This is a genomic window from Curtobacterium sp. 'Ferrero' (assembly GCF_002412165.1).
GTDB lineage: Bacteria > Actinomycetota > Actinomycetes > Actinomycetales > Microbacteriaceae > Curtobacterium.
In genome coordinates this window covers 164,334-177,370 of sequence record NZ_NXIA01000001.1, presented here as the reverse complement: position 1 = coordinate 177,370, position 13,037 = coordinate 164,334, and the positions used below count along the sequence as shown (strand labels likewise).

Annotated in this window: 10 protein-coding genes; 9 read left to right on the top strand and 1 reads right to left on the bottom strand. The window is 71.1% G+C overall.

The features are described from left to right. Positions 1–28: 28 nt before the first annotated feature. Both pth and mfd read left to right on the top strand, forming a co-directional pair. Positions 29–613 carry an aminoacyl-tRNA hydrolase gene (pth, locus tag Csp2054_RS00790; protein WP_096897406.1) on the top strand — a complete coding sequence of 195 codons (585 nt, stop codon included), beginning with the start codon at positions 29–31 and terminating at the stop codon, positions 611–613. A gap of 90 nt (positions 614–703) precedes the next feature. Next, on the top strand, positions 704–4,312 hold the full coding sequence (mfd, locus tag Csp2054_RS00785) for a transcription-repair coupling factor (RefSeq protein WP_096897405.1): 3,609 nt from the start codon (positions 704–706) through the stop codon (positions 4,310–4,312). 180 nt (positions 4,313–4,492) lie between these two features. Here the strand turns inward: mfd and nhaA are convergent, their stop codons facing one another. Further along, positions 4,493–5,671 (bottom strand): Na+/H+ antiporter NhaA, encoded by a 1,179-nt coding sequence (gene nhaA / locus Csp2054_RS00780; RefSeq protein WP_176491485.1) that lies wholly within the window; start codon positions 5,669–5,671, stop codon positions 4,493–4,495. 122 nt (positions 5,672–5,793) lie between these two features. On the opposite strand from nhaA, the gene Csp2054_RS17585 reads away from it, so the two are divergent. The 7 genes from Csp2054_RS17585 to Csp2054_RS00745 all read left to right on the top strand — a co-directional run bounded on the left by Csp2054_RS17585 (position 5,794) and on the right by Csp2054_RS00745 (position 12,950). Then, a complete protein-coding gene (locus Csp2054_RS17585) occupies positions 5,794–6,501 on the top strand; it encodes a MazG family protein (RefSeq protein ID WP_141399060.1) in 708 nt (235 codons plus the stop codon). A gap of 176 nt (positions 6,502–6,677) precedes the next feature. After that, positions 6,678–6,929 carry a PLDc N-terminal domain-containing protein gene (locus Csp2054_RS00770; RefSeq protein ID WP_096897624.1) on the top strand — a complete coding sequence of 84 codons (252 nt, stop codon included), beginning with the start codon at positions 6,678–6,680 and terminating at the stop codon, positions 6,927–6,929. 440 nt (positions 6,930–7,369) lie between these two features. Further along, positions 7,370–8,614, top strand: a complete 1,245-nt coding sequence (gene hisS / locus Csp2054_RS00765) for a histidine--tRNA ligase (protein WP_096897404.1) — start codon at positions 7,370–7,372, stop codon at positions 8,612–8,614. Positions 8,615–8,738: 124 nt separating this feature from the next. Next, a complete protein-coding gene (gene eno, locus Csp2054_RS00760) occupies positions 8,739–10,022 on the top strand; it encodes a phosphopyruvate hydratase (RefSeq protein WP_096897403.1) in 1,284 nt (427 codons plus the stop codon). 285 nt (positions 10,023–10,307) lie between these two features. Next, complete coding sequence (locus Csp2054_RS00755) at positions 10,308–10,844, top strand: FtsB family cell division protein (protein ID WP_096897402.1); 537 nt, start codon at positions 10,308–10,310, stop codon at positions 10,842–10,844. A 35-nt stretch (positions 10,845–10,879) separates the two neighbouring features. Continuing rightward, positions 10,880–11,428 carry a DUF501 domain-containing protein gene (locus tag Csp2054_RS00750; protein WP_096897401.1) on the top strand — a complete coding sequence of 183 codons (549 nt, stop codon included), beginning with the start codon at positions 10,880–10,882 and terminating at the stop codon, positions 11,426–11,428. A 43-nt stretch (positions 11,429–11,471) separates the two neighbouring features. Further along, on the top strand, positions 11,472–12,950 hold the full coding sequence (locus Csp2054_RS00745; RefSeq protein ID WP_096897400.1) for an NAD(P)/FAD-dependent oxidoreductase: 1,479 nt from the start codon (positions 11,472–11,474) through the stop codon (positions 12,948–12,950). Positions 12,951–13,037: the final 87 nt, after the last annotated feature.

Genomic DNA, 13,037 nt, shown 5'->3' with positions numbered 1-13,037 from the left:
CTCCGACCAGGACATCTGGCCGACGCTGATGGCAGACAACGTGTTCGTCGTGGTCGGGCTCGGGAACCCCGGGCCCGGCTACGCCGGCAACCGCCACAACGTCGGCCAGATGGTCCTCGACGAACTCGCCGCACGGATGCGTGCGACGTTCAAGAAGCACAAGACACCGAACCAGGTCGCCGAGGGACGCCTGGTGCCGGGCGGCCCGAAGCTCGTGCTCGCGAAGCCCGGCTCGTTCATGAACACCTCCGGCGGCCCCGTCTCGTCCGTCCTCGGCTTCTACGGCCTCGATGCCCGGTCGCTCATCGTGGTGCACGACGAGCTCGACCTGCCGTTCGACACCGTCAAGCTCAAGGGCAACGGCGGGCACGGCGGCCACAACGGACTGCGGGACATCATCAAGGCGACCGGCACGAACGAGTTCGCCCGGGTGCGGATCGGCATCGGCCGACCCCCGGGACGCCAGGACCCGGCCGACTACGTGTTGCGCGACTTCTCGCCCACGGAGCGCAAGGTCCTGCCGAACCTGCTCGCCGACGGCGCCGACGCGGTCGAGGCGATCGCGGACCTCGGACTCCTCGCCGCCCAACAGCGCATCCACGCCCCCTCCTGAGCGGACGCCGGTCCGGTCCGCCGGCCGCTCCCCGTTCGCCAGCCGCGCACGCACGCCCGGCTGTCGGAGGGCCCCGGTACCATGTCCTGAGTGACGATCTCGGGCATCATCCCTGCGCTCTCGCGCGCCTCCGCGTTCGATCGCGTCCTCCGCGCGGCACCGCGTGACGCCGACTTCTCGGTCGTCGACGGCCTGCGCGTCCCGCTGCTCGCCGCGCTGCTCGCCGAGCGGAACGGCCCCAAGTGCGTCTTCGTGATCACCGCGACGGGGCGCGAGGCCGAGGCCGTCCGTGATGCCGTCGGCAGCACGATCCCCGACGCCGACGTGCTCGAGTTCCCCGCGTGGGAGACCCTGCCGCACGAGCGCCTCAGCCCGAGCGCGCAGACGGTGGGTACCCGGATCGCGACCCTCCGGAAGCTCGCCGCGTGGCAGGACGCCCCCGCCGATGCGCGCCGCACGACGGTCGTGGTGGCGAGTGTCCGCGCCGCACTGCAGCCGATCGCGAGCAACCTCACCGCCCTGGCCCCCGTCGTGCTGCGCACCGGGTCCCGCGGCAACGACCTCGGAGCGATCGCGTCCCAGCTCGTCGACCTCGCGTACGCCCGGGTCGACCTCGTCACCCGCCGCGGCGAGTTCGCCGTCCGTGGCGGCATCCTCGACGTCTTCCCGCCGACCGCCGACCACCCCGTGCGGGTCGACTTCTTCGGCGACGAGATCGAGGCGATCAAGGCGTTCTCCGTCGCCGACCAGCGCACCACCGACGAGGACCTCGGGCAGGTCGAACTGACCGCTTCGCGCGAGCTGCTGCTCTCCGACGACGTCCGGCAGCGGGCGCGCGAGATGCTCCACGAGTTCCCGAACCTGTCCCAGATGCTCGCGAAGATCGCGGAGGGCATCCCGGTCGAGGGCATGGAGTCGCTCGCCCCGGCACTGGTGCAGGACCTCGTGCCGGTCACGAGCTACCTGCCCGATGCCGCCGTCATCGCCGTGTTCTCGCCCGAGCGGGTCAGTGGGCGTGCCCACAGCCTCGCCGAGACGAACACCGAGTTCCTCCAGGCCGCGTGGAGCGCCGCCGTGGCCGGAGCCCAGGCACCGATCGACCTCGACGCGGGCAACTTCCTCACCGTCCAGCAGCTGAAGAACGGCCGCGGCCAGCGCATCTGGTGGACGGTGTCGCCGTTCGACTCCGGGCTCGACGAGGGCGACGAGCAGCGTGTGCTCACCGACGCGGAGGCCGCAGCCGAAGCCGGCGACTACATCCGGGTCCGCGCTGACGCGATCCCGAGTTTCGCCGGAAGCGCCGACGGCGCGATCGCGCACGTCAAGCAGCTGACCGACGACGGATGGGCCGTCGTGGTGACCGCCCAGGGCAAGGGACTCGTCGAACGGGCGGTACAGGTCCTCGCCGACGCCGGGGTCGCAGCCCGTGCCGAAGCCCTCACCGCGCCTCCCGAGCCGGGTGTCGCCATCGTGACCACCGCGACCGTCGAGCACGGCTTCGCGATCCCCGATCCGCGCATCGCGGTCCTCAGCGAGGCCGAGTTCTACGGCCGCAGCGTCCAGCAGGGCGCCCGCACGGTGAAGAAGCTCGCCGGGCGGCGCAAGAACGTCGTCGACCCGCTGCAGCTCAAGCCGGGCGACGTCGTGGTGCACGCGACGCACGGCATCGGCAAGTTCGTCGAGCTCGTCTCGCGCGAGGTGAGCTCCGGCGGCCGCAACGCGGTGAAGACGCAGCGCGAGTACCTCGTGATCGAGTACGCACCGTCGAAGCGTGGGTACCCGGGCGACAAGCTCTTCGTGCCGACCGACCAGCTCGACCAGCTCTCCCGCTACGTCGGCGGTGAGAGCCCCACGCTCTCGAAGATGGGCGGCTCGGACTGGGCGGCCGCGAAGTCCAAGGCGCGCAAGGCCGTCCGCGACATCGCCGTCGACCTCGTCAAGCTGTACTCGGCGCGCATGGCCTCGAAGGGGCACGCGTTCGGTCCGGACACCCCGTGGCAGCGGGAGCTCGAGGAAGCGTTCCCGTTCGCCGAGACCGCCGATCAGCTCACGACCATCGACGAGATCAAGCGCGACATGGAGCGCCCGATCCCCATGGACCGGCTGCTCTCCGGCGACGTCGGCTACGGCAAGACCGAGGTCGCGATCCGCGCGGCGTTCAAGGCCGTGCAGGACGGCAAGCAGGTCGCCGTCCTCGTGCCGACGACCCTGCTCGTCCGCCAGCACATGGAGACGTTCCAGGAGCGGTTCGCCGGCTTTCCGGTGCACCTGCGCGCGCTCAGCCGGTTCCAGACCGAGAAGGAGTCGAAGGAGACGATCGCGGGGCTCGCGGACGGCACCGTCGACATCGTCATCGGGACGCACCGGATCCTGTCGCAGAACGTGCAGTTCAAGGACGTCGGCCTCGTCATCATCGACGAGGAGCAGCGCTTCGGCGTCGAGCACAAGGACCAGCTCAAGAAGCTCAAGACGAACGTCGACGTCCTCGCGATGTCAGCGACGCCGATCCCGCGCTCGCTCGAGATGGCGGTCACGGGCATCCGGGAGATGTCGACCCTGGCCACCCCGCCGGAGGACCGCCACCCGATCCTCACGTTCGTCGGCCCGCAGTCCGACCTGCAGGTCGCCGCGGCCATCCGTCGTGAGCTCCTCCGCGAGGGCCAGGTGTTCTACGTGCACAACCGCGTCAAGGACATCCAGTCCGTCGCCGCGCACCTCGCCGAGATCGTGCCCGAGGCCCGGATCGCCGTGGCGCACGGGCAGATGTCCGAGGGCACCCTCGAGCAGGTGATGGTCGACTTCTGGGAGCGTCGGTTCGACGTCCTCGTGTCCACCACCATCGTCGAGACCGGGCTCGACATCGCGAACGCCAACACGCTCATCATCGACAAGGCCGACAAGTACGGGTTGTCGCAGCTGCACCAGCTCCGCGGGCGCGTCGGTCGTGGACGGGAGCGCGGCTACGCGTACTTCCTCTACGACGCCGACAAGCCGCTCTCCGAGACCGCGCAGGACCGCCTCGAGACCATCGCCGCGAACAACGAGCTCGGCGCGGGCATGCAGGTCGCGATGAAGGACCTCGAGATCCGCGGTGCGGGCAACCTCCTCGGTGGCGAGCAGTCCGGCCACATCGCGGGCGTCGGCTTCGACCTGTACCTCCGCATGATCGGCGAGGCGGTGTCGCAGTTCCGCGGGGAGGTCGCCGAGGGGCAGACCGAGCTCCGGCTCGAGATCCCGGTCGACGCGCACATCCCGGAGGACTACGTCGAGTCCGAGCGTCTCCGGCTCGAGGCGTACCAGAAGCTCTCCGCGGCCTCCGCCCCGACGGCGCAACCCGAAGCGATCGACATGGTCCTCGACGAGCTCACCGACCGCTACGGGCAGCCGCCGCAGGCCGTCCTCACCCTGGTCGAGGTCTCGCGGCTCCGGCGCATGGCGCAGCAGGTCGGCCTGTCCGACGTCGTCGTCATGGGCTCGAACCTCCGCGTCGCGGGCAAGGAGCTCGCCGACTCGGCCCAGGTGCGGCTGAAGCGCATGTTCCCGGGCGCCCGGTGGTTCCCGCAGCAGAACGCAACGAGCATCCCGCTGCCGAAGCCGCACGGCGAGGTCCTGCCGGACGACGCCCTGATCCAGTGGGTGGAGAGCATCCTCACCGCCGTGTACGGGGCGTCGAAGACGCCCGCCGAGGCGGCTGCCTGACGGGAGGCGCGGGGCGGCCCGGCACCGCGCCTCCCGTCGCGCGCGTGGTCTGTCGGGAGGCGCGGGGCGGGCCGGTACCGCGCCTCCCGTCGGACATGTGGCCGCGGGACGACGCCGCCGTTGTCGGACGACAGCGGCGGCGTCGTCCAGCGGTGGCAGCCGCGGACTGCGAGCAGCGCGCTACTCGGTGGACTCGGCCTCCGACAGCTCCCGGCGCTCGCGGTACCGCTTCGCACGGATGCTGACCAGCACGGCCGACGCCACCATCGAGATGCCGGAGCCGACGAGGACCGCGAGGACACCCTCGTCGAGCACCTCGCCGTCCTGCGCGAACGCCAACTCGTTCATGAGGAGCGACACCGTGAAGCCGATCCCGCCCAGCACGCCGACGGTGACGATCGAGCCGAACGACAGGGTCGCCCGACCCGGTGCACGGAAGAGTCGGGTCGCCACCGCGCCGAAGATCGTGATGCCCACGACCTTGCCGACCGGGAGCGCGACCACCACGGCCCAGAACGTGGGCGAGAGCTCGCCGAGTCCGACGTCCGGGATCAGCACCGCGGCGGAGGCGAACGCGAACAACGGCAGCACGAGTCCGTTCGACCAGGGCTCCACGCGCTCGTAGAGGACGTGCCCGGTCGGTCGGGGGAGCAGCAGACCGAGCGCCACGCCGGCGATCGTCGCGTGCACACCCGAGTGGTAGACCAGCCACCACTCCAGCAGCCCGAGGACGACCATGCCCGTGATGAGCCACGGCCGTGCGGCACCGCCGCGCTGCAGCATCCGGCCGAGGAGCCAGAACAGCACGAGCACGACGACCGCGCCGCCGAGTGCGGTGAAGTCGGTGTCGTGGGCGAACACCACGGCGATGATGATGATCGCGATGAGGTCGTCGAGGACCGCGAGCGCGAGCAGGAAGACGCGCACCGTGGACGGCAGCCCGCGGCCGAACATCGCGAGGACGCCGAGCGCGAAGGCGATGTCGGTCGCGGTCGGGATCGGCCAGCCGTGCGTGTACTCGGTGCCGGCCGTCATCGCGAGGAAGACACCGGCCGGGACCACCACGCCGCCGATCGCCGCGATCGCCGGGATCACCGCCGTCTTCGGGTTCGACAGCTCACCGGCCACCAGCTCCTGCTTGAGCTCGATCGCGACGAGCAGGAAGAACACCGCGAGCAGGCCGTCGCTGATCCAGTGCGACACCGAGAGGTCGAGGCCGACCGCGCCCCACGGCGAGTGCGCGTCGAGTGCCGTCTCGAGGCCGGGGCCGAGCGGGGAGTTCGCGACGACGAGGCCGAGGACGGCGGCGGTCAGCAGAGCGATGGCGCTGAAGCGCGGGGAGCGGAGGAGTGCCAGCATGGTCTCTCTTCGTGGGTTCGGGGAACGGACCGTCGACCAGACTTCCCGACACGCCACGTCCAGGATACCGGACAACACTGACAACCCGCCGGGCGGAAGGGTCGGCGTGCGAGCATGGGCCCATGAGTGCCGTGACCGACCTCGAGGGCGTCGTCGCCCGTCTCCTCGCGCCCGAGGGTGGCTGCGTCTGGAACCACGAGCAGACCCACGCCTCGCTCGCCCGGTACGCGGTGGAGGAGGTCTACGAACTCGTCGACGCCGTCGATGCGGACGACGAGGTCGAGATCCGGGAGGAACTCGGCGACGTCCTGTACCAGGTCGTGCTGCACGCGGGGATCGCGCGATCGTTCGATCTCGAAGACGTCGCCGCCGGCGTCCGGGACAAGATGGTCCGCCGACACCCGCACGTGTTCGGGGACGAGCGGGCGGACACGGTCGGTGACGTCGAACGCGTGTGGCGTGCGGCGAAGGCGGCGGAGAAGGCTGCGCGGCGCAGCGCCCTGGACGGGGTGCCCCGGGCGATGCCGCCGCTCGAGCGGGCGGTCAAGCTCCTGGAACGCCTGGAGGTGCGTGGGGACGCCGACACGGTCGTCGCGTCCGTCGGCGGCGCGGGGACCGAGAACGACGCCGCGGTCGACGTCCTCGCGGGTGACGTCGTCGTCCTCGCGGGTGACGTCGTCGCGGCCGGTGCCGGGCGGGTCGACACGGCGTGGGGGACCCGGGCGCTCCGGGCGGTCGCCGCGGCCCGGCGGGACGGCGTCGATCCGGTCGCGAGCCTGCGTGCGGCGGTCATGGCGCTCGAGGAGGCGGGGCGCGCCGCGGACGCCTGAGTCGCGTGCCGAGCGGGAGAACTCGTCGTGCCGACCGAAGGGAAGCGTGCCGAGGGTGGGGCGCCGCGCCGGCCGCGGCGGCTCGACCTCGGCTTCGAACAACTGACACTGTCGCCACTGGCCCGGCACGGTGATACCGTCCGGGGCACGTGGCCGAGCGAGAGGTAGGGACCGCGATGGAGTCCAGCAATCCTGTCATCCCGATGTCCTACGACCTGATCTGGGGCGCTCTCACGGTCGTGATGTTCGCGCTGCTCGTCGCCGCGCTGATCTCGATCGGGAGGCACGCCGCAGAGATGGGCGTGATCGTGGCGCTCGTCTGGGCCGTCGTGGCGATCGTCATGCCGTTCCTTGGTCCGGCCGCGTGGTTCTTCGTTGGCCGCCGTCAAAGCGGGTCGGCGTCTCGGAGAGGCGTCTCGACGAGCTGAGCCGGTTCCGTCAGAGGCGGCCTCCGCACCGATTGCGTGGTGCGGAGGCCGCCGTCGTTCCTGCGGATGGGCTCTCGCATGCAAAGTGATCAGATCCGCGTGCGCTACTCGATGGGGCGTCGCGGCGTTGCGCGAGCTCCGACCACTGGCACATCGGTGCCGTGGACGCGGGCTTCGGTGGCGTGAAGGCATCCGACGAAGAGAATGCGGACGCCCTCCCAACCCGAAAAAAAGGAGGGCGCCCGCGAGCGGGCCACTCACGCACGCAGGGAATCGGAGCATGAGTGGAGACCCGCTCACCGTGGGGCACACTGCAGCACGTTGCCCACACGATCGGACAGCGGATGGATCAGGCATCCGCAGTCCGAGGTACTGGATGAAGAATATCAGACCGGAGATGGTCGTGCAACCCGCCCGGTCCGTTCTGGCAGGATCGAGACATGGCGACGACCGTGACGGCACCCCGTGGCATGCGTGACTTCCTCCCTGCGGACAAGGCCCGTCGCGAGCACGTGCTCGGCGTCGTTCGTGGTGTCTACTCACGCCACGGGTTCGACGAGATCGAGACCCCGGTGGTCGAGGACGCGGCGCGGCTCCACTCCGGGCTCGGCGGCGACAACGAGAAGCTCGCGTTCGCCGTCATGAAGCGCGGCCTGGGCGTCGAGGACCTCCGAGCCGCCGACGCCCCGCTCGATCTCGCCGATCTCGGACTGCGGTTCGACCTGACGGTCCCGCTCGCCCGCTTCTACGCCTCGCACCGTGCCGAGCTGCCGACGGTCTTCCGGTCGGTCCAGATCGCGCCGGTGTGGCGCGCCGAGCGTCCGCAGAAGGGGCGCTACCGGCAGTTCGTCCAGTGCGACATCGACATCCTCGGTGAACCCGGGCAGCTCGCCGAGATCGAGCTCATCCGAGCGACCACCGACGCGCTCGATGCCCTCGGGGTGTCCGGGACGTCGATCCGCATCAACGACCGGCGCATCCTCCTCGGGCTGCTCGCGTCGTGGGGGATCACGGACCCCGCCGCTGCCGACCGGGCGCTGATCACGATCGACAAGCTCGACAAGATCGGCGCGGACGGGGTCGCCGCCGAGCTCCGGGAGACCACCGGCTCCGACCTGCCCGGGCTCGAGGACACCATCCGGGCGCTCGAGTCGGCCGACTGGGAGTCCGTCCGCGGGGCCGACTGGCTCGACGCGGCGGCGTTCGACGACCTGACGCGTCTCCGTGCGGCACTGGGCGGCGTGGACCTCCGGTTCGACCCGACCCTCGTGCGCGGCATGGGCTACTACACCGGCACGATCTTCGAGGTCGCGCACCCCGACTTCGGGTACAGCCTCGGCGGCGGCGGACGCTACGACGGCATGATCGGGCGCTTCCTCGGGCAGGACGTCCCGGCGGTCGGGTTCTCCCTCGGGTTCGAGCGCCTCGTCGACCTCGTCACGTTGCCGGACGCCGAGTCGGCCGACGCGGTCGTGCTGCTCTACGACAAGGACGTCGAACCGGTCCGACTCGCCGCGCTCAAGACCGAGGCGCTCGCGACGCACCAGCGCGTCCGGCTCGAGAAGCGCGCGAAGAACACGAAGAACCAGCTCGCGGCGCTCGCGGCGCAGGGCTTCGGCGCGTTCACGTCGGTCCGGGCCGACACCACCTCGCTCGACGGGATCGAGTTCCGCCCACTCGGCTGACCGGCCGAGGCCTGTGCGTCACCGGGAGTTCTCCACGGCGAGCGTCATGCGGAGTGTCCGCACCACCGGGCCTCGGTAGGATCGGACCCGCAATCACCACAACCGAACTCGTAGGGAGTACCCCGTGGCCCAGATCGATGCCGTAGGCGCACGCGAAGTCCTCGATTCCCGAGGCAACCCGACGGTCGAGGTCGAGGTCCTCCTCGACGACGGCGTCGTCTCGCGCGCGCTCGTCCCGTCCGGTGCCTCCACCGGTGCGTTCGAGGCGTACGAACTCCGCGACGGCGACGCCTCGCGCTACGGCGGCAAGGGCGTGCTCAAGGCCGTCGACGCCGTCCTCGACGAGATCGGCCCGGCGCTCGAGGGCTTCGACGCCACCGACCAGCGCCTCGTCGACGCCGCGCTCATCGAGCTCGACGGCACCGAGAACAAGTCCCGCCTCGGCGCGAACGCGATCCTCGGCGCCTCGCTCGCCGTGGCCCGTGCCGCCGCCGACTCGGCCGACCTGCCGCTGTTCCGCTACCTCGGCGGCCCGAACGCGCACACGCTGCCGGTCCCGCTCATGAACGTCGTCAACGGTGGCGCGCACGCCGACACCAACGTCGACATCCAGGAGTTCTTCCTCGTGCCCTACGGTGCCGAGTCGTTCTCCGAGGCGCTCCGCTGGGGCGTCGAGACCTACCACGCGCTCAAGGGCGAGCTGAAGAAGCAGGGCCTGGCGACGGGCCTCGGCGACGAGGGCGGCTTCGCCCCGGAGCTCGCCTCGAACCGTGCCGCGCTCGACTTCCTGCTCTCCGCGATCGAGAAGGCCGGCTTCACCCCGGGCAAGGACATCGCGCTCGGCCTCGACGTCGCCGCCACCGAGTTCTTCCACGATGGCAAGTACGCGTTCGAGGGCAAGCAGCTCTCGAGCGAGGAGTTCACCGGCTACTTCGCCGACCTCGTCGCGAACTACCCGCTCGTCACGATCGAGGACGCCCTCGCCGAGGACGACTGGGAGGGCTGGAAGCACCTCACGGCCGAGCTCGGCTCGAAGCTGCAGCTCGTCGGCGACGACCTGTTCGTGACGAACCCGAAGCGCCTGCAGCGGGGCATCGACGAGCAGGCCGGCAACTCGATCCTCGTCAAGGTGAACCAGATCGGCACCCTGACCGAGACCCTCGACGCCGTGTCCCTCGCACACCGCCACGGCATGACCGCGATCCTGTCGCACCGCTCGGGCGAGACCGAGGACACCACCATCGCCGACATCGCGGTGGCCGTCGACGGCGGGCAGATCAAGACCGGTGCGCCGGCCCGGTCGGACCGCGTCGCGAAGTACAACCAGCTCCTCCGCATCGAGGAGGAGCTCGGTGACGCCGCGGTCTACGCGGGTCGCTCGGCCTTCGCCCGCGCCGCCGCGCTGTAGGCGCCGGCACGACCACCGGGACGCCGTCCTCCTCCGGGAGGGCGGCGTCCCGTCGTCCTGAGCCGCTGGGCCGTGTCGTGCGCGCCGGTGCGGACCGTCGGAGCCCGACCGGGAGCCGATCGAACAGCGCGGAACCGCGATGCCGAGTGATCTCGGTCGTGCGCTGCCGAGCGGCGGCGACCGGCGGGACGGAGGCGAGTCGTGCCTCCAGGGCGAGGCTGGGAGGCGGCCGCGCGCCCGCGTGCCGGGCCCGACCACGGCGTCGAGCCGGGTTAGCGTTGGGGTGTGCCCAGCCAGAAGCCCCGCGTCCGCCGCGTCCCCGTGGCCATGCCGGCCGCCGGCGCGGCCGCGCACCAGCCGTGGTACCGCTCGCTCCGGTTCTCCGGGTTCAGCCTGCTCATGCTCGGCATCATCGTGCTGTTCGTCGTCGTCCTGGCCCCGTCGCTGCGCACCCTCATCCAGCAGCAGGAGCAGATCGCGCAGCAGCAGCGCGAGGTGGCGGCGCAGAAGGAGGACGTGTCGCAGAAGCGGAAGGACGTCGCGCGCTGGGACGACCCGGCGTACATCGAGGCGCAGGCCCGCGACCGGCTGCTCTACGTCTACCCGGGCGAGGAGAGCTACCTCGTGATGGGGAGCGAGGGACGCCGTTCGTCGAGCACCCCGACGACCGACTCCGGCACGCCGGTGAGCTCCACCGTGCAGACCCCGAAGGTCGACTGGGTGCAGGCGATGCTGTCGTCCGTGCTGCAGTCCGGCCTCACCGACGAGAGCCGTCAGGAGCTCGTCGCGCCGGACTTCTCCGGCACCGGTGACACGAAGTAGGACCTCGCGCCGGACTCGGGTAGGCTCACGTACCCGTGACGACCCCTCCCTTCGACCCGCCCACCGAGCGCGACGTCCGCGTCGTCTCGGAGCAGCTCGGCCGACCGGCGCGTGACGTCATCGGGATCGCGGCACGTTGCGTCTGTGGCAACCCCACGGTCGTGTCCACGAAGCCCCGGCTGTCGAACGGCACCCCGTTCCCGACGCTGTACTACCTGTGCCACCCCGCGGCCACCGCTGCGGTCAGCACCCTCGAGGCCAACCAGGTCATGCCCGAACTGGCAGCCCTGCTCGAGGACCCCGCCGTCGCGGAGCAGTACCGCGCCGCCCACGAGTCCTACCTGGCAGACCGTGCGTCCATCGAGCGCGTCGAGGAGATCGACGGCATCAGCGCCGGTGGCATGCCCACCCGTGTGAAGTGCCTGCACGCGCTCGTCGGTCACGCCCTCGCCGCCGGACCCGGCGTCAACCCCATCGGCGACCTCGCGCTCGAGCGCGCGGACTGGTCGCCCTCCCGGTGTGAGTGCCGGGCGTATGATGAGGGTGCAGACGCCGGAGTCGGGGCGGGTGGCGGCGAACTCTGACCAGCCTCCCGGCAACCACCCCACTCCAAGGAGATCATCCCCCGTGCCCAAGATCCTCGTCGTCGGCGGCGGTTACGCCGGTTTCTACACCGCCTGGAAGCTCGAGAAGCACCTGCGTCAGGGTGAAGCCGAGGTCGTCATGGTCGACCCGCTGCCCTACATGACCTACCAGCCGTTCCTGCCCGAGGTCGCCGCCGGGTCGATCGAGCCGCGCCACGCGATCGTGTCGCACCGCCGTCACCTCAAGAAGACGCGGGTCGTCACGGCGAAGGTCACGAAGGTCGACCACGCCACCCGCACGGCGACGATCACCCCGGCCGTCGGCGAGCCGTGGGAGGAGACCTACGACCAGATCGTCATGACCGCCGGTGCCGTCTCGCGCACCTTCCCGATCCCGGGCGTCGCGGACGAGGCGATCGGCCTGAAGACCATCGAGGAGGCCGCGGCGATCCGCGACAAGATCCTCACGAACTTCCACAAGGCGGCGACCCTGCCGGCCGGTCCCGAGCGCGACCGCCTGCTCACCGTCGTCGTGGTCGGCGGTGGCTTCGCCGGCATCGAGGTGTTCGCCGAGCTCCGCTCCTTCGCGAGCGACCTGCTGAAGAGCTACCCGGAGCTGTCCTTCGACGACACGCACTTCCACCTCGTCGAGGCGATGGGGCGCATCATGCCCGAGGTCTCGCTCGAGACCTCGCACTGGGTGCTGCAGAACCTCGCGGAGCGCGGCGCCACCGTGCACCTCGAGACGCAGCTCGCCTCGGCCGAGGGCGGCGTCTGCCAGCTCAAGGCGAAGGACGAGTCGATCGAGACGATCGAGTCCGACCTCATCATCTGGACCGCCGGCGTGATGGCGAACCCGATGGTCAAGGGCACCGACTTCCCGCTCGAGCAGCGCGGACGCATCCGGGTGCAGCCCGACCTCCGCGTGGTCGACGACAACGGCGTGGTCGCCGACGCGTGGGCGTGCGGTGACGTCGCAGCCGTGCCGGACCTCACCGGCGGTGGCGTCGGCGGCTTCTGCGTGCCGAACGCCCAGCACGCGGTCCGTCAGGCGAAGCAGCTCGCCAAGAACGTCGTCGCCGTCATCCGCGGCGAGGCCACGACCGACTACAAGCACGAGAACCTCGGCGCCGTCGCGGGCCTCGGGCTCGGCATCGGCGTGTTCCAGTCCGGCAAGTTCGCGATGAAGGGCTTCCTGGCCTGGGGCGCGCACCGCGGGTACCACGGTCTGGCGATGCCGTCGTGGGAGCGCAAGTGGCGCGTCATCGGCGACTGGGTGGGCGGATTCTTCCTGGGCCGCGACATCGCGTCGCTCGACGACCGTGAGACCCCGCGCGCAGCGTTCGAGGCCTGGGCCTCGCGTCCGAAGCCGGCCGTCGAGGCGCCGGCTCCGGCAGCGCCCGCGGCTGCTGCTCCCGAGGAGGGCAAGCCCGCCGACGCCGCCGGCCCCGCCTACGCGACGCCCGCCGAGGACGTCTCGAAGGAGGCCGAGCCGGTCACTGCGGAGGCAGACGCCAAGTAGGCATCGCTCGACGTCCGGACGGCGGTCACCCCACGGGGTGGCCGCCGTCCGGCGTCGTCGGGCTCGGCTCCCGGGGTCGGCGCGGCT

Excerpts from the sequence above, each read along its gene's own strand:
- pth (WP_096897406.1), top strand. The coding sequence starts at position 29 with ATGGCAGACAACGTGTTCGTCGTGGTCGGGCTCGGGAACCCCGGGCCC.
- nhaA (WP_176491485.1), bottom strand. The coding sequence starts at position 5,671 with ATGCTGGCACTCCTCCGCTCCCCGCGCTTCAGCGCCATCGCTCTGCTG.
- Csp2054_RS17585 (WP_141399060.1), top strand. The coding sequence starts at position 5,794 with ATGAGTGCCGTGACCGACCTCGAGGGCGTCGTCGCCCGTCTCCTCGCG.
- Csp2054_RS00770 (WP_096897624.1), top strand. The coding sequence starts at position 6,678 with ATGGAGTCCAGCAATCCTGTCATCCCGATGTCCTACGACCTGATCTGG.
- hisS (WP_096897404.1), top strand. The coding sequence starts at position 7,370 with ATGGCGACGACCGTGACGGCACCCCGTGGCATGCGTGACTTCCTCCCT.